Source organism: Mesorhizobium sp. 113-1-2 (assembly GCF_016756475.1).
Classification (GTDB): domain Bacteria; phylum Pseudomonadota; class Alphaproteobacteria; order Rhizobiales; family Rhizobiaceae; genus Mesorhizobium; species Mesorhizobium loti_C.
Map to the genome: position 1 here is coordinate 3562945 of NZ_AP023242.1, position 16829 is coordinate 3579773.

Annotated in this window: 13 protein-coding genes and 1 pseudogene; 6 read left to right on the forward strand and 8 right to left on the reverse strand. The window is 61.8% G+C overall.

Translation table 11 applies throughout. The features are described 5' to 3' along the window. Positions 1-55 precede the first annotated feature (55 nt). Genes JN279_RS17210 through dgoD form a run of 3 tightly spaced genes read right to left on the reverse strand, consistent with a single transcriptional unit; the run spans position 56 to position 3016 of the window. Positions 56-1039: a substrate-binding domain-containing protein gene (locus JN279_RS17210; RefSeq protein WP_096447882.1), complete on the reverse strand. Its 984-nt coding sequence runs from the start codon at positions 1037-1039 to the stop codon at positions 56-58. Positions 1040-1061: 22 nt separating this feature from the next. Next, the gene (locus JN279_RS17215; RefSeq protein WP_202353462.1) at positions 1062-1838 is read right to left on the reverse strand and encodes an SDR family oxidoreductase; all 777 of its coding nucleotides are present in this window, start codon (positions 1836-1838) and stop codon (positions 1062-1064) included. Positions 1839-1843: 5 nt separating this feature from the next. Beyond that, positions 1844-3016 carry a galactonate dehydratase gene (dgoD, locus tag JN279_RS17220; RefSeq protein ID WP_202353463.1) on the reverse strand — a complete coding sequence of 391 codons (1173 nt, stop codon included), beginning with the start codon at positions 3014-3016 and terminating at the stop codon, positions 1844-1846. Positions 3017-3306: 290 nt separating this feature from the next. Between dgoD and JN279_RS17225 the strand changes: the two genes are divergently transcribed. Continuing rightward, positions 3307-5484 carry an adenylate/guanylate cyclase domain-containing protein gene (locus tag JN279_RS17225; RefSeq protein ID WP_202353464.1) on the forward strand — a complete coding sequence of 726 codons (2178 nt, stop codon included), beginning with the start codon at positions 3307-3309 and terminating at the stop codon, positions 5482-5484. Positions 5485-5589: 105 nt separating this feature from the next. Further along, positions 5590-7770: pseudogene (locus tag JN279_RS17230) on the forward strand (adenylate/guanylate cyclase domain-containing protein). 12 nt (positions 7771-7782) lie between these two features. Here JN279_RS17230 and JN279_RS17235 read toward each other — a convergent pair. Continuing rightward, a complete protein-coding gene (locus JN279_RS17235; RefSeq protein WP_446720411.1) occupies positions 7783-8283 on the reverse strand; it encodes a YHS domain-containing (seleno)protein in 501 nt (166 codons plus the stop codon). A 12-nt stretch (positions 8284-8295) separates the two neighbouring features. Then, on the reverse strand, positions 8296-8886 hold the full coding sequence (locus JN279_RS17240) for an ankyrin repeat domain-containing protein (protein ID WP_096447870.1): 591 nt from the start codon (positions 8884-8886) through the stop codon (positions 8296-8298). Between the two features lie 305 nt (positions 8887-9191). Between JN279_RS17240 and JN279_RS17245 the strand changes: the two genes are divergently transcribed. Next, positions 9192-11396: a CHASE2 domain-containing protein gene (locus JN279_RS17245; RefSeq protein ID WP_202353466.1), complete on the forward strand. Its 2205-nt coding sequence runs from the start codon at positions 9192-9194 to the stop codon at positions 11394-11396. Positions 11397-11432: 36 nt separating this feature from the next. On the opposite strand, the gene JN279_RS17250 is transcribed toward JN279_RS17245, so the two are convergent. Continuing rightward, entirely contained in the window at positions 11433-12278 is an 846-nt protein-coding gene (locus tag JN279_RS17250) for a FecR family protein (RefSeq protein ID WP_446720412.1), read from the reverse strand. Positions 12279-13027: 749 nt separating this feature from the next. On the opposite strand from JN279_RS17250, the gene JN279_RS17255 reads away from it, so the two are divergent. Continuing rightward, a complete protein-coding gene (locus JN279_RS17255) occupies positions 13028-13432 on the forward strand; it encodes a host attachment family protein (protein WP_202353467.1) in 405 nt (134 codons plus the stop codon). Positions 13433-13954: 522 nt separating this feature from the next. Continuing rightward, entirely contained in the window at positions 13955-14206 is a 252-nt protein-coding gene (locus JN279_RS17260; protein WP_096447862.1) for a hypothetical protein, read from the forward strand. 150 nt (positions 14207-14356) lie between these two features. Here the strand turns inward: JN279_RS17260 and JN279_RS17265 are convergent, their stop codons facing one another. Continuing rightward, entirely contained in the window at positions 14357-15007 is a 651-nt protein-coding gene (locus tag JN279_RS17265) for a DUF1236 domain-containing protein (protein ID WP_096447860.1), read from the reverse strand. A gap of 202 nt (positions 15008-15209) precedes the next feature. On the opposite strand from JN279_RS17265, the gene JN279_RS17270 reads away from it, so the two are divergent. Further along, complete coding sequence (locus tag JN279_RS17270; protein WP_096447858.1) at positions 15210-15509, forward strand: DUF1236 domain-containing protein; 300 nt, start codon at positions 15210-15212, stop codon at positions 15507-15509. A 159-nt stretch (positions 15510-15668) separates the two neighbouring features. Here the strand turns inward: JN279_RS17270 and JN279_RS17275 are convergent, their stop codons facing one another. Then, positions 15669-16673, reverse strand: coding sequence for an aldo/keto reductase (locus JN279_RS17275; RefSeq protein WP_096447854.1), 1005 nt, complete (start codon positions 16671-16673; stop codon positions 15669-15671). Positions 16674-16829 lie beyond the last annotated feature (156 nt).

Sequence of the window (16829 nt, forward strand, 5' to 3'; positions counted from 1 at the left end):
AACCTGCCAACTGGAAGCGTCATGCGCCCCTGAGGACGCATGACGCAGGTCCGGCTCAGTGGCAGAGCTTGGCCTTGTAGTCCGATGCAAAATTGTCGGCGGTGATGTATTCCGGGTCGGTGAAGGACTGAACGGGCAGCTTCGTTCCGTCCTTGATCGAGGCCAGCAGGATCTTCACCGCCAGCGCGCCATGGTTCGCCGAATTGAGCCACATCGTACCACGGAATGCCGAAGGCTTGCCTGATCCGAAGGCTTCGCAGGCGCGGCTGCCGTCAATGCCGATGCCCATGCCCTGGTCCGCGCCATAGCCGGCGTTTTCCAGCGCTCGCGACGCACCCAGCACGCCGTCATCGTTGCAGGAATAGAAGATCCAGTTGGTGACGCCGGGATTGGCCGTCAATGTGGTGGTCATGACGTCGATGGCGTTGACCATCGTGTTGTCGTAGGGGACGCGAAGGATGTTTGCCGGCTTGAAATCGGGCACCGCCTTCAGGAACGCTTCCTCGGCCCCCTTGTTGCGCTGCATGCAGGTGTCGGCCTTGCGGTCCTCGATCGAGGCGATACGCACCTCCTTGCCGGCCCAGCCACCGGCCTTATAGAGCTTGGCCAGTTCTTCGCCCACCCGCGCACCGATATTGTAGGCATTCATGCCGACATAGGGGACCTGGGTGCCGTCCTGGTAGTAGATGTCGTCATCGACGGCCACCAGGGGGATTTTCGCCGCCTTGGCCTTCTCGGCGATGACCGGTCCGAGCGCCTTGTCGGGAACGACGATGGCGATGCCCTTGACGCCGTCGCCGACCATCGTGTCGAAGGTGGTGATCGTCAGATTGGAGTCGAACTGAACGTCTTGCGACACGAAGGTGGCGCCGGCCGCCTCGGCCGCTTTCTTGGCGCCGCCGACTTCGGCGACGAACCATGGATGCTCGCCCATCTTGTTGATGTAGCCGATCTTGATGTCGTCGGCGCTTGCCGCGCCAGCCATCAGTCCGGCGGCCAGTATCGCCAATGTTGCCAGAGCCTTTGTCGTCGTTTTCATGTGGATCCTCCCAGCTTGGTTGTCAGTCGTGGTAGAGAACCGAGCGTCCACCATCGATGGTGATCGTCTCGGCATTGATGAACGGCGCTTCGTCCGAAGCGAGGAAAACCGCCGTCATTGCAACTTCGTCCGGCCGGCCAATGCGCTTGGGCGGATGAAGGTCGTAGGCCCGCCGCTTCTCCTCGGCCGGGTCTGGAAAGGTGTTCCAATAGGCTCGCGCGATCGGCGTCTCGATGTAACCGGGAGCGATCGCGTTCACGCGGATGCCGCGCGCCGCATATTCGATGCCGAGCGAGCGGGTCAGGCCGACAAGCGCATGCTTGGCAACTGGATAGGGGAATGTGTGGGGAATGATCTTGAAGGCGTGGCAGCTGGCTATGTTGACGATCGACCCCGAACCCTTCGCCAGCATCGTCGGCAACACCGCCCTGGCGCAGAACCACGCGGCCTCAAGGTCGAGCCTGAGACAGCGGTCCCATTCCTCGTCCGGCATCAGCAAAGGTTCGTGGAAGACATTGGCGCCGGCATTGTTGACGAGAACATCGACGCCGCCATAGGCCGCGATCGTCTTGGCCACCATGTCGGCCACCGCCGCTTTGTCGGTGACATCGGTTTCGACGAAAAGGGCATCAGTGCCCTTGGCACGCAATTCGTCGGCGAGCGCCTTGCCGGTTGTTGCGTTGAGCTCGGCAATCACGGTCCTTGCTCCTTGCAGCGCAAAGGCCCGGGCGGTGGCGGCGCCGATGCCCTGGCCGGCGCCGGTGACGATTGCGGTCTTTCCCTGAAGCCTGCCTGTCATGGCGCTCACCAATCGACCACGGTGCCGTCGGGCATGACGGCGTTGCGGGCATGCAGCACTTCCTGCTTGAAGGGGTGGCGCGCGATGACATCTTCATTCACGGTGACGCCAAGGCCCGGCAGATCGGGCACGTCCCAGCGGCCGGGTTTGCGATCGATCGGCCAGGTGACGACGTCATCGTACCAGGCGACCGCGCCCGACATCTCCTCCTGGATGATGACGTTCGGCGTCGATATGCCGAAGTGAAGCGCCGCGACTCCGGCGATCGGGCCGAGAGGGTTGTGCGGCGCAAGGCCGATGCCTGCGGTTTCCGCCAGAGCCGCGATCTTCTTGGTCTCGAGCAGACCGCCGGTATGGCAGATATCGGGCTGGGCAATGTTGAACGCACGCGCCGCGATCGACTGCGTGAACTCGCGGCGTCCGATCAGCCGCTCGCCGGACGCGATGGGGACCGCCGATCGCGCGGTGATATGCGCCAGGCCGGCGACATCCTCGGGCGGCACCGGCTCTTCGGCGAACATGATGCGGGCCGGTTCGATCGCCTTGAGATAGTCCATCGCCGCGTTGACGGAGGCCGGGCGTCCGTGGAAGTCGACCATGATGTCGATATCGGGACCAACGGCCTCGCGCAGCGCGCCAACCATATTGGCGACGGAGTCGACCGCCTTCGCCGGCGAGACATAGTGGGTGTAGGGAATGCAGACGACCTTGACCGCGTCGTAGCCGGCCTGGGTGACGATGCGTCCGCGTTCGACGATCGTGTCCACCGACCCGCTCTCATAGACCGCCTTCATGTCGCCGAGGCCGAGATGCGTGTAGGTGCGCAGATGGTCGCGGACCTTGCCGCCGAGAAGCCGCCAGACCGGAATGCCCAGCGACTTGCCCAGAATGTCCCAGAGCGCGATCTCGATGCCGCTGACGGCCGACATTCCTTCGACGCCGAGGCGCCAGAAACCGTGGCGCGTCAGGATCTGGTAGCACTGCTCCACATTGCGCGGATCCTGCCCGATGAGCAGTGCCTCAAGATCCTGAAGCGCGCCAACGACGGCACGCGTCTTCCATTCCAGCGTTGCCTCACCCCAGCCGAACAGACCGGTCTCATCGGTTTCGACCCGAACGAAAACCCAGTTGCGCATTTCCGCATTGCAGACGAGCGCCTTGATGGCCGTAATTTTCATAGATGCTCCCAGACGCGTCGTCTTTTTTAACATTATTATGTATGATTTATTATGAAACATATGAGCAAGTCAAGCGTGGCATCAGGTTGCACCGACTTCGCGTCATACCTAAGCGGACATCTTGTCGAAGAGCATTCCGTTCAGGACTCGCGGATGGAAGGATCGGCGCGTCGCGCATACTGAGTAACCCGCCATCCTCCCGATAGCGGTCGCGTACGCTCGCATCCGACGCGGGACTAGAATAGGCTGCAGCGAAGCTGCTTGATCGACCGGGGAGGGCGCAGGCAAGTATGGAGCGAAGGCTTACCGCGATTCTTGCTGCCGATGTGGTTGGCTACAGCCGCCTCATGGGCGAGGACGAGGTAGGCACGCTCGAACGATTGAAGGGTTGCCGTCGCGAACTGGTCGACCCCGCGATCAAGGAATTCCACGGTCGCATTATCAAGCTCATGGGCGACGGGGCGCTGGTCGAGTTCGCGAGCGTCGTCGATGCCGTCCAGTGCGCCGCCGTGATCCAACGCCGGATGGCCGATCGCAACAAAGGCACCGCTGATGCCCGGCAGATCCGGTTTCGCATCGGCGTCAATCTCGGCGACGTCATTGTCGAGGAAAATGACATCTACGGCGATGGCGTCAACATCGCCGCGCGACTGGAGTCGATGGCCGAGCCGGGAGGTGTATGCATCTCGGGCACGGCGTTCGATCATGCGCTGCACAAGGTTGATGTCGGCTTTGCCAGTCTCGGCGAGCAGCGCCTCAAGAACATCGCCGATCCGGTTCGCGCCTATCGGCTGCTGCTGGATCCCGCAGCATCGGGAAAGGTCACAGCCGCGCCACACCGGCCGGGCCCACGCGTCATGATCCTGGCAGGCGCCGCGGCTCTGGCATTTGCCGTGCTTGCCGGCATTTTTGCGTGGCAGAAGTTCTCGGTGTCGTCGCGGCCATCGGTTGCTGTGCTGCCGTTTGCAAATCTCGGCGGCGATCCAGGCCAGGATTATTTCGCTGACGGCATCACCGAGGATCTGATCACCGACCTCACCAAACTTTCCGGCCTCGATGTCATCGCCCGCAACTCGGTGTTCGCCTACAAGAACAAGCCTGCAGCGCTGGCGGACGTCGCGCGCGACCTTGGCGTCCGCTACGTCGTCGAGGGGAGCGTGCGCCGCACCGGCGAGCAGATCCGCCTCAATGCCCAGCTCGTCGATACGGCAACGGGTGAGAATCTGTGGGCCAACCGGTTCGACCGTGGCATGGCCGGCGTGTTTGCCGTCCAGGAAGAGATGAGCGGGGAGATCGCCAAGGCGCTCGGTATCCAGGCTTCGGCAGCGGAGAGCGAGCGCATGGCGCGCCCGCCGACCGAAAACCTCGAAGCCTACGACTTCTACCTTCGGGCCGAGCAGACGGCACGGACCGGCCGGCGCGACGGGCTGCGGGAGGCGCTCACGCTCTACGACAAGGCGGAGGAGCTCGACCCCGCTTTTGCCGAAGCCTTCGCGGCGGATGCAAGCATGACAGTCTATATCTGGCGCGAATCGTTCAACGACATCATGCAGAGCGCGCCCGCGCGCAAGCGCGCCTATGAGAAGGCAAGCCGTGCGCTGCAGCTCGACCCGGACCTTTCGTCGCCTTATGCGATTCTCGGCGTCATGCAGGTCGTGGACCGTCGCTACGAGGAAGCCATCGCTTCGGCCGAGCGAGCCGTCGCGCTCGGCCCCGGAGATGCCGAGACGCAGATCGCGCGGGGATATGTCCAGCTGTTTGCCGGCAATCATGCCGAGGCAGCCGTTGCCGTCGAGACGGCGCTCAGGCTCGATCCCAACCTTTCCCCCATCAACCGGCAAATTGCCGGTCTGGTCTTTCTCATTCAAGGCAACACCGACAAGGCGATCGAGGCGCTCGAACGCGCCCGCGACGAGGCGCCGTCAGTTGGAGATTTCAGGATTGACCTCGCTGCGGCCTACGCCCGCGCCGGCCGTTTGCCCGATGCAAGAGCGGCGGTCGCCGAGGGACTACGTTCCACGTCGACAGCTGGGTCCGATTCATTGTCTGCATATCGGCTCAACGGTGCCCAATACCGTAACCCGCGCGATTTGGCTCTCATCATCGACGCGTTGCAGCAGGCGGGCTTGCCCGAATGGCCGTTCGGCTTCACCGGCGACGAACACAACCGCTTGAAGGGCGAGGAGATCGCCTCGCTTGTGCTGGGCCATACGCTGCAGGGCCAGCTTGAACCTGGTCTCCAACCAGCCTTCCTCCAGATCGGGAGCGACGGCAAGGCTGCCTTCCGCTCCACGACGCGGCTGGTCACCGAGACTGTCCGTGTGGATGGCGACCTTTTGTGCGAGCTGAGCGAGAATATGTTCGGGCGCCCGGACTGCGGACCCGTCTATAAACGTCGTGACGATGGAGGCGGCGGCTATTCCTTCGTCAACTCAAGCAAGGTGTTCCACTTCGCGGTGATTCAGTAGATGCACGCGTCTCAGTGAAAGCGGCTGCTTACGCTCGCGTCCGACGCGGGACTGGAATAGGCTGCAGCGAAGCCGCGTGATCGACCGGGGAGGGCGCAGGCAAGTATGGAGCGAAGGCTTACCGCGATTCTTGCTGCCGATGTGGTTGGCTACAGCCGCCTCATGGGCGAGGACGAGGTAGGCACGCTCGAGCGGTTGAAAAGTTGCCGTCGCGAACTGGTCGACCCTGCGATCAAGGAATTCCACGGTCGCATTATCAAGCTCATGGGCGACGGGGCGCTGGTCGAGTTCGCCAGCGTCGTCGATGCCGTCCAGTGTGCTGCCATGATCCAACGCCGGATGGCCGATCGCAACAAGGGCGCCACTGATGCCCGACAGATCCGGTTTCGCATCGGCGTCAATCTCGGCGACGTCATTGTCGAGGAAAACGACATCTAAGGAGATGGCGTGAACATCGCCGCTCGCCTCGAGGCCATGGCCGAGCCGGGAGGTGTATGCATCTCGGGCACGGCGTTCGATCATGCGCTGCACAAGGTTGATGTCGGCTTTGCCAGTCTCGGCGAGCAGCGCCTCAAGAACATCGCTGATCCGGTTCGCGCCTATCGGCTGCTGCTGGATCCCGCAGCATCGGGAAAGGTCACAGCCGCGCCACACCGGCCGGGATCGCGCGTCATGATCCTGGCAGGCGCCGCGGCTCTGGCATTTGCCGTGCTTGCCGGCATTTTTGCGTGGCAGAAGTTCTCGGTGTCGTCGCGGCCATCGGTTGCTGTGCTGCCGTTTGCAAATCTCGGCGGCGATCCAGGCCAGGATTATTTCGCTGACGGCATCACCGAGGATCTGATCACCGACCTCACCAAACTTTCCGGCCTCGATGTCATCGCCCGCAACTCGGTGTTCGCCTACAAGAACAACCCTGCAGCGCTGGCGGACGTCGCGCGCGACCTTGGCGTCCGCTACGTCGTCGAGGGGAGCGTGCGCCGCACCGGCGAGCAGATCCGCCTCAATGCCCAGCTCGTCGATACGGCAACGGGTGAGAATCTGTGGGCCAACCGGTTCGACCGTGGCATGGCCGGCGTGTTTGCCGTCCAGGAAGAGATGAGCGGGGAGATTGCCAAGGCGCTCGGTATCCAGGCTTCGGCAGCGGAGAGCGAGCGCATGGCGCGCCCGCCGACCGAAAACCTCGAAGCCTACGATTACTATCTCCAAGCCGAGACGGCGTCACGCAGCGTCCTGCAGGCCGGGCTGCGGGAGGCGCTTGCGCTCTATGAAAAGGCGGAGGGGCTCGACTCCGCTTTTGCCGAAGCCTTTGCGGCCGACGCGCGCACGACCGTCTATATCTGGCGCGAGGCCTTAAACGACATCATCCAGAGCGCGCCAGCACAAAAGAGAGCCTATGAGAAGGCGAGCCGAGCTTTGGAACTCGAACCGGACCTTTCATCGCCCTATGCAATTCTCGGTATCATGCAGGTCGTGAATCGCCGCTACGAAGATGCGATTGCCTCTGCCAAGAAGGCTGTTTCAATCGGTCCGGGCGATGCAGAGGCGCAAGCAGCCCTTGGATATGTTCAGTTATGCGCCGGCAATTATACCGAGGCAGCCGCAGCGGTCGAGACAGCGCTCAGGCTCGACCCCAACCTTTCACCCATCAACCGGGAAGCTGCCGGGCTGGTTTTTCTTCTGCAGGGGAATGTCGAGAAAGCGATCGAGACTCTCGAACGCGCACGCGACGATGCGCCCACGGTTGGCAACTTTCGGTTTACGCTCGCTGCGGCGTATGTCCGCGGCGGCCGTCTACCGGATGCGAAAGCCGAAATCGCAGCTGGGCTCCACCTCGTAGCAGGGTCCAGCTACGTGGACTCTTTGGCTGGGTGGCAGATGACTCATGCACATTTCCGGAACCCGCAGGATCTGGCGATCCTCGTCAACGCACTGCGCCAGGCAGGCCTACCCCAATGGCGCTATGGCTTTACCCCGGACGAGCACGACCAGTTGAAGGGTGCTGAGATCGCGTCCCTCGTCATTGGCCATACACTGCAAGGCCAGATCGAACCCGGCCTGCAACCAGCCTTCCTTCAGATCGGGAGCGACGGCAAGGCGGCCTTCCGCACGACGACGCGGCTGGTCACCGAGACCGTCTACGTCGATGGCGAACTCTTGTGCGAGCAGAGCGAGAACCTGTTCGGGCGCCCCGACTGCGGTCCTGTCTACAGACGCAATGACACTGCCGGCACAGGCTACTCCTATGCCAATACAAGCAAGGTGTTTCACTTCATGGTCGTCCAGTAGGACGACCCGGTCTCAGTGATACTGATCGAGCTTCAGGTTGGCCGCGACCTTCGGCCAGTTGGCATCGGCTTTCGGTATGTTTTCAGCCGCATGCGCGGCGAAATCGTCCGCATTGCCGACGTCGTAGATCAGGTAGAGTTTGCCGTCGATAATCTTGAATGCTTCCGGATCGACATTGACCGTGACCCCACCGCCCACGACTTCGCCAGCACAGTAGCCGCCATATTGAGGAGCGTACCTGACCGGTTCGCTCATGAACATTTCCTGGTGTTTCTTGCTGGCGAAATGCCAAGGTGTCCCCAGCCATTCATAAGTGAATTCTTCGGAGCCCTTCACGGCCTTGCCGTCAGTGAAGTAAGCGACCGTGTCGTAGCCCATGATCGCCACGCCGCCGAAATAGCCGGTGTTTACCGAACCGTCGGCCAAGGCCGATCCCGCGCCGGCGACCGCAGCTACAGCGACCAGGGCAGCCCCCAAATTCCGAACCAGTCGTGACTTGATCATCGTGCTCATCTGCATCCTCCGTTAATCGTGGATCTCCGCGCACTTCGCCGCGTTCACCTCGCCAAGGATTTTGGTTTGGCAGGTAGCACCGTGGCGTTTGAACAGCCGTATGATATCCGTATTGCCCTTCCAGAATGCGCGCGTTGTCGGCATGTAACCATGACCCTCGGGATGGTTCACATCGGCGCCTTTCGCAATCAGGAATTCGGCCAGTTCTAGGTGGTTTTCCTCGCCGGCCACCAACAACGGCGTAGCTCCCGCCTTGTTGGCGGCATCGTCGAGTACCGCGCCTTTTTCCAGCAGCAACTTGGCGATCGGCAGGCTGCCGGAGAAGGCCGCCGCATGAAGTGGGGTGAAGCCGCCCGAGTTGCGCGCCATGACGTCGGCACCTTTGCCGAGCAGGAGTTCAGCGATTTCCAGCTGGTTGTCGAGCGCTGCAGCGATGAGGAGGGTTGCCTGGTCGCGTGCCCGGCTGTCGACATCGGCACCACTCGCGAGGGCTCGCTCGACACCTGCTTTGTCGCCGGCAGCTATGGCGTCAAACAGCGTATTGCCCGCCGCAGCATTGGTCGCGGCAAACGCCAACACGATAAGTGTCAACAGTCCACGCATCACTATCGATACCACGCGCGAGGATGGCGTACAAGTTCGGCAGGGCGGTGCCTGCCGCGGCCGTAGTCGCCCTCGGGACAATCCTCGGCACGCTAGACATCGCCGGTGTCGACCATGTGGAACCGATCGAGCTCTTCATGGCTGCGCAAATCGCCGGCGCTGGACCTGCGCTACTCCGTTGGGCTGTAGGTTAGCGATTGCTAATTCTCTTGGAAAAATGCAGCCTAGCCTCGAGGCTCGAAAGGCCACTCCCGGGGCGGGACCATGCAGGAAGGGTACGCGGCACAGCAACTGGTGCAGAAGCGATGACACGCGCCCAGTTGGCCGGCGTCATCCTGGGCTTGTCGCTGGTCGCGGCGCTTACCATTGTCCGGGCGAGCGACCCGCAACCGTTGCGGCTCGCCCGCGAAGCGACGTTCGACCAATATCAGAGGCTGGCACCCCGAAGGTTCGAGTCGATGCCCGTCCGCGTGGTCGACATCGACGAGGCCTCCTTGCGGCAGTTCGGGCAGTGGCCATGGCCCAGGGATCGCATGGCGGCTCTGGTCGACAAACTGACGGAGCTTGGTGCGGCAGCCATCGCATTCGACATCGTTTTCGCCGAGCCCGATCGTCTGTCGCCTCGCACTGTCGTCCGCGCCGTGCCAGGCGTCGACCCTGCCTTGCTCGATCGCTTGCCCGACAATGACGAAATCTTCGCCCAATCGATCGCCGGCAAGCCGGTTATCCTGGGTTACGGCATCTCCAACGAAGGCAACTATCGGCCGCAAGTGAAGGCCGGCATTGCCTTTATAGGTGAGAGCCCGGTCGATGCTCCTCCCCATGTCAAGGCAGCCACGCCGCTGCGGCCGCAGCTTGAGGCCAATGCCGCCGGCATCGGACATATCAGCCTCAATCCGGGCAGATCGACCGCCGTGGTGAGGGCAGCCCCACTCTTTCTGACGGATGGTGAGCAGCTCTATCCCGGTCTTGCCCTCGAAGCCATAAGGGTAGCGCAAGGCGCCTCCACCTACCTCATTGCCGGCGCGCCGGACCGGCAGGGCATAATGACCTCCGTCAAGATCGGCGACTTCGTTATCCCGGTGACCTCGGCCGGCGAACTCTGGCTCTATGTCAGTCCCGACAAGGCGGAACGGTATGTTTCGGCGAAGAACGTGCTCGCACCCGGCGGCGTCTCGCCCGAAACAAAGGCCGCGATCGAAGGCAGCATCGTGTTTGTCGGCACTTCCGCCGCCGGGCTGCAGGATATTCGTGTCACGGCGCTCGGTGAGAACGTGCCGGGCGTCTCGCTCCATGCGCAGATGGTTGAACAGATACTGTCCGGCCACTATCTGTCGCGGCCCGACTGGGCAAACGGGCTGGAAATAGCGTCGATCGCGACGCTGGGCAGCCTTCTGGTGATCCTCACGATTTTCGTAAGCCCCGCGATTGCGCTCGCCTGCGGCCTGGCGATCACCGGCCTGGCGCTGGTCGCATCATGGTTTGCCTTTTCGCTCGCTGGACTGCTGTTCGACCCGTTTGCGCCGATCGTCATGGGCTCGATCACGCATTTCGCGACAACCTCTTTCCGCTTCCTGGTGACCGACCGGGAGCGGCGCGCGATCCGGCGGGCCTTCGGCCAATATTTGTCGCCATCGCTTCTCTACCGCATCGAGCACACGCGCAACGCACTTCGTCTTGGCGGCGACGACCGCGAGCTGACCGTGATGTTTGTCGACGTGCGAAACTTCACCCAGATCAGCGAAAGACTGCCGCCCACCGCCGTCGTGGGGTTTCTGAACACGCTTCTCGACGCGCTCAGCCGTCATGTCACCGCCAATGAAGGCACGCTCGACAAGTTCATCGGCGATTCGATCATGGCCTTTTGGAATGCCCCCATCGATGTCGCGGATCATCCCGCGAAGGCCGTTCGCGCGGCATTGGCCATGCGCGAGACGATTGCCCGCCTCAACGAGAGCGATGCATTCGGTTTCGGGGCCGAGCAGACGGTCCGCATCGGTATCGGGATCCATACCGGCGTCGCCTGCGTCGGCAACATGGGGGCGGAGTCGCGATTCAACTATTCGGCCGTTGGCGATGCGGTGAACGTCGCCGCGCGTATCGAGACAGCGTGCAAGATGGTGAATTTCGACATCCTCGCGTCCGACGACACAGTCCGATCGCTGGCAGGCTGGGCCGTGCTCGACGCGGGATCGCTGGAGCTCAAGGGAAAGAGCGCGAGGACGAAAATCAACGCCGTCGTCGGCGATGAAAATGTTGCCTCGTCGCCGGATTTTGCGGAGTTGCGGCTTCTCCACGGCAAGCTCGTCGAGGCGTTGCATTCGCGCTCGCCACGCAGCCGAAAGATCATCGCGGCGGCCAAAGCCACGGCCGCGGGCCTGCCGGCGGGCTTGCAGGACTTCTATGGCCGGATATCGCGCCGACCGGATGACTTTCTTGCCAAACGGGCGGGAGCGACGGTGGAAGCGAATGCCGGATATGCGGAACAACAATTCGGCTCCGATTCCTGACCGTCGAATACCGGACGCGCCAAGACAAAAGTGCGGCTATCCCCTGCCATGGCCATTGCCGTGGCCTCTCCCGGGATTGCTTGGGTCGTGATGACCCGGATCATTTCCATTGCCGTTGTTGCCGTCATCCGTGTCGCCTGGCGGATCCGGCGGGCTCGGCGGGCTCGGCGGGCTTGGCGGGCTCGGCGGATCGGGTGTGCCCGGACTGGGTGGGCCGGGCGGATTGGGCGCCGGTGAGGTTCGCTGCCGCTGCGGCGCGGTGCCCTCACGCTGACTGGAGGCGGTAAGCCCGCAACCGGTCGCGCCAAAGCCGCCCGAAAGCTGCTGATTGCCGGTCAGAAACGGCAATGCCCGCGCGGTGCCGAGTCTGGTGAGCACCGATTGATTGACCTTGACGACGTCGGTCATTGCGCCTGATGGCGTCGCGACCACACAATCGCAGCGCCGCTTCAGTTCCCTGCATCCGCCGCCGTTGCAGAATCGGGCCGCCCCCTTCAGGAGCACGACGGCGGTTGTGCCGTTGGGCGCGATGTGGACATCGAATGCTGTTCCCCGCACGCCTATTGTGCCTGCTGGCGTCACGATCTGGTAGGCGGACGAAGGCGAGCTTCCGCTTATCCAGCGAAACGTTCCCTTGGCGGCGCGCACGGTAAGGTTCTTCACCGAATTCTCACCGCTGAAGACGTACTTGTCGATGACGACGGAAGAACCCCACCCCACCGCCAGCTTGGTGCCATCCAGGAACACGAACTGGCCAAGCCCGGTATTGGATGTCTTGATACGTTCGTCCCGATGAACGGGTGCGCTGACCACAAGCGGTCCGGTCGCGCCGGTGACAGCAGTCTTGATCACGACTGCCTGGCCCACTGTTTCGGCGGCCATCATCGGTGTCGTATTGTTGAGCGTCGCGGCAAGCGCGACAATAACAGCCCATCTAAAGGACGGCATGGCATCCCCCGCGATGCTTTCATTAGTGAATTCTTAATTATCACATGCTTACGTTGGGGAATACATCAATTTGAATGGGATATCGCGTTCGCTCAGGCGCCCGCAATCGGCCTTTCGGTCGAGCGCCTCCGGATGTCCGTTCCCAGCCCGTCTCGGCCACCGGCAGGGCCCGCCCATCCCGACGGGGTCAGGATAACTATCTGTTTTCTAGGCATGTTTTTTCGAAACCGGTTCATGCCCTTGGCGTCCATGCTCCTAGCGCGCTACCGATCGACCATCGCCATGCCGCGCTCGCCATAGCGGGGCCGGAGATTTTGCCTGGCGCCTCGTCGACCCTGAGATCATCGGTCTGGAACAGAAGCGGCTCGTTAGAAACGACCACTGCGAGCATGCTCGCGGCTTCCAGGTGGGATGCTGAAACGGATGCTATGAAAATTGGCCCTCAAGGGCCGAAAGCGGCCAGTAGGCGGCGCCTGCTAGGGAACGAACGACATTCCGCATTCAATGCCGCGCCTTGATGCCTCTGGCATCTCGCAGCGGCGCGATGTGGTTTTCCGATCCCGATGGTCCTCGACGAAAGGCTCCGATCCAAGGCATCCAATGGCGAGTTGAAACGTTGAGGCCGACGCCAGATGGCTTTGAATTGGATCAGCCAACGACTGGCGCAATTTTGGAGACTTAAAATGAATATTCCCAAAGGTGCGACAGTTGCAGTAGCTGATGGAGAGAAACTCAACCTGTTTCGCAACTCCGGAGACGAAGCCAACCCGAAGCTGACGGCCTCGGCGGTTGAAGACGTGGCAAATGAGAACAAGGGGTCCGGCGCCCGTCATCAGAGCAGTTCCGCCAATCCCGACAACAGTCAGATCGAAGAAGACAGTTTCGCGGCAGGAACTGCCGGGTTGCTCAACCGACAAGTTCTGGACGGACGAATCGCCAACCTGATTGTCATCGCCGCTCCGCGAACCCTGGGGGAACTTCGCAAGCACTATCACCAGCAACTATCGGCCGTGCTGGTAGGCGAAATCGCCAAGGATCTCACAGGTCATTCCGCGCGGGAGGTAGAAACGGCAATTGCTGGCGCCTAGATGGATTTGCATGCAGCCGCTCGCGATCTGGCCGGGGCACGTCCTATTCGACCCGCTGGATACGGCCCTTGTTCAGGCGGAAGACACCATTCTTAAGCCTTGCCTCTCAAAGTCGGTTTGGAGTTCATCCCAGGTGCCCAGATACGCTCCACAATCATCGCAAAAAATCGGGGTGTCTGGATCAGCGTTGGCGGGAATTCTCAGCCGTATGGTGAGGCAGGTATGGGCACTCCAGCTTATGGTCGAGGAATTTTGGAGGCGTTTGCTCTAGCCTTTGCAGAGGGGCAGTGGATACGGCTAGGCCTTGCCGATTTCAAACGGATCTAGGCACCTTCGGGTTCGAGGCCATCGCTTATGGCATGGTCGATGCCGCGACGCGCGCGCGGTCGAACGATCCTCAAGCTCATCGCCAAACGGCGCCGGTCGGAGCGGCGATAGGGGTAACTCAAGCCCGCCGGAACACTATGTTCAGCCAATGCGTTTCATGATCCTGCAAGGGACGATTTTTATTGGAGGCTGAACATGCACAGCTTCGAAATGGTCGATCTGCTTTACGTGGTCGAGGCCTGCAGGCACGATCGAGTGGTCGGAAATTTTGTCTCGATGGCTGAGGGCGTCGAAGAGTTGCGGGTGCTGACCGGCGATTTCGTGTCACCGGACGACGTCGTGGCAAACGCCCTTTCCACGGTAGCGCTTGCGCGAGGCTGCTCGGTGTTGTTCGACGAACAGGCGGGTGCTGAAATCCACTTTGACGTCCTGACAGCTAAATCCTAGCGGCCTTGCCCCAGCAAATGCGGTCGGAACTCCAATAGCTGCACTGATCCGCCTCCATGCCGCGAGGTGGCCATCGCTCAGTCGGTTCATCGGCCCTATCATAGAAACGCCCGCCACGTGGATGTGGCGGGCGGTGCGATGGGTACAAGGTCAGGTCAGGATAAGGACGATCTTCAACGTGTCCGGATCGACGATGACGATCCGACCATCGGCCAATACGAAATACTCGTAGCTTTCGTAGGCCGGCACGATCTTGACGATGCGCGCGGGCAGACGATGCAACCGGATTTTGTGCCGGGGAACCTCGATGCCGACCGAAATGTCGAAATCGACATTCGACACCGGCTCGACCCTGGTCTCCTTGATGACCTGGGTGATCTGGGTTTTCTGTTCGACAGTCACGTTGCTGATGGAAGCAGTCGACCCCTGATCAGTCTGTGTTGAGGTCTTGCCCTGGGCCTGCTGATCGGTGGTCGCACCTGCTTTGCCCTGGGCCTGCTGGTCCGTCTGGACCTTGGCCTTGCCCTGGGCCTGCTGGTCGGTCTGGACCTTGGCCTTGCCCTGGGCCTGCTCGTCGGTCTGGACCTTGGGCTTGCCTTGAGCCTGCTGGTCCGTCTGGGCCTTTGCCTTGCCCTGGGCCTGCTCGCCCATCTTCATCTTTGAGCCTTTTTGACAATTAGCCGCGCCGGCCGCGCAATTGGCGTCACCGCCCGACTGGGTTTCAGCTGGCTGTGTCTGGGCAACCGCGGCACCGCATCCGATGCCGAGCGCGAGCATGCTGGTGATCAGAATATGCTTCATGGGAGGTCTCCTCGAAAGCATCAGTCCCTTCGCAGGATAAACCTCGACGAAAAAACTTCGTTCCAGGCGAATTGGCAAAAGCGGCAGTCGGAAATTTGAAGGAACAACCCACATCCGACGGCGTTACGGCGGGAGCCCTTGCTGCGCTGCGAAATGATCTCAATCGCCCAGCGAAAGGGCTTGCAAAGGAAAGGAGACAATCATGAGGATGCATCTTATCACTGCCGCGGCAGGACTTTTGCTTCTCGCTGGCGTTGGCGCTGCCGCCGCTCAGGATGTGGTCATCCAGCCTGAGCAGGAAACGGTGATCAAGGAGTATGTGCACAAGCAACCGCTGGCTTCCGTCAAGCTTCCAGGGGTTGAGCTCAATGTCGGCACGGCTCTGCCCGATACCGTCGAACTTCATGAAGTTCCCAACGTCAAATACCGCTACGTCGTGGTCGACAACCAAACTGTTGTGGTTGATCCTCACACACGCAAGATCGTCAAGATCATTCAGTGATCCAAGGTCATCCAAGCCCGCCGCTTCGCGGTGGCGGGCTCTTGCCGGCAGTCAAATTCCGAGACCGCCTGATGAAGCTGGATGATCTTGGCGCCGATCGACCGCTTCGGGTCGGTGCGTAGCGGCGCTAGTTGGCCGGAAATGGAACCCAGTGCGGCGCTACCGATCCACCATCGCCATGCCGCGCTCGCCATAGCGTGGGCCGGAGATTTTTCCTGGCGCCAGCGCCTCGTCGAGTGCTGCCATTTCGGCGGCGTCGAGTTTCAGGGAGGCGGCGGCGATGTTCTCCTCCAGATATTGTCTGCGCTTGGTGCCGGGGATCGGCACGATGTCAATGCCAAAGCCGTTGCCCTTGCCAAGCAGCCAGGCCAGCGCGATCTGTCCAGGCTTGACGCCGCGGGCCGTTGCGATGTCGCGCACCTTGGTGGCCGCTTCGACATTGGCGTCGTAATTCTCGCCCTGGTAGCGCGGGTCGTTGCGGCGGTAGTCGCTCTCGGGATAATCCTCGGCACGCTTGACGTCGCCGGTGAGAAAGCCGCGGCCGAGGGGTGAGAAGGGCACCAGTCCGATGCCGAGCTTTTTGAGCAGCGGGATGATCTCGGGCTCCAGGTTGCGCTCCCACAGCGAATATTCGCTCTGCAGCGCCGAGACCGGAAAGACGGCATGCGCGCGGCTTATGTTGGCGCTACCTGCCTCCGACAGTCCGAAGAAACGCACCTTGCCTTGCGCGACCAGTTCGCCGACGGTGCCGGCGACATCCTCCATCGGCACATCAGGGTCGACGCGGTGCTGGTAGAGCAGGTCGATATGGTCGGTGGCGAGCCGGCGGAGCGAGGCTTCGACAACCTCTCTGATGTGCTCGGGTCGGCTGTCGACGCCGCCGACCTGCTTGCTGTTTTCGATGCGGAAGCCGAATTTGGTGGCGATCGTCACCTGGTCGCGCTTGCCCTTCAGCGCCCGACCGAGCAGTGCCTCGTTGGTGTGCGGGCCATAGACCTCGGCGGTATCGAGGAAGGTGCAGCCCAGTTCGATGGCGCGGTGCAGCGTGGCGATGGATTCAGCCTCGTCGGCCGGACCGTAGGACTGGCTCATGCCCATGCAGCCGAGACCGATGGCCGAGACGTGCAGCCCCTGGCTGCCGAGTTTTCGTGTGGCGAGGGTCATTGTGGAGGCTCCGATTGGGGTTTTGCCGCACCATATAGAGCGCGCGCTCAATTCCCAAAGGTGTTCGGAGCTGTCTCAATCGACTGTGATCGGGCGACTGTGATCGGGCCGCTGTGATGGGGCGACTGCGATCGGGCGAATGTGACCGAGGCGCGA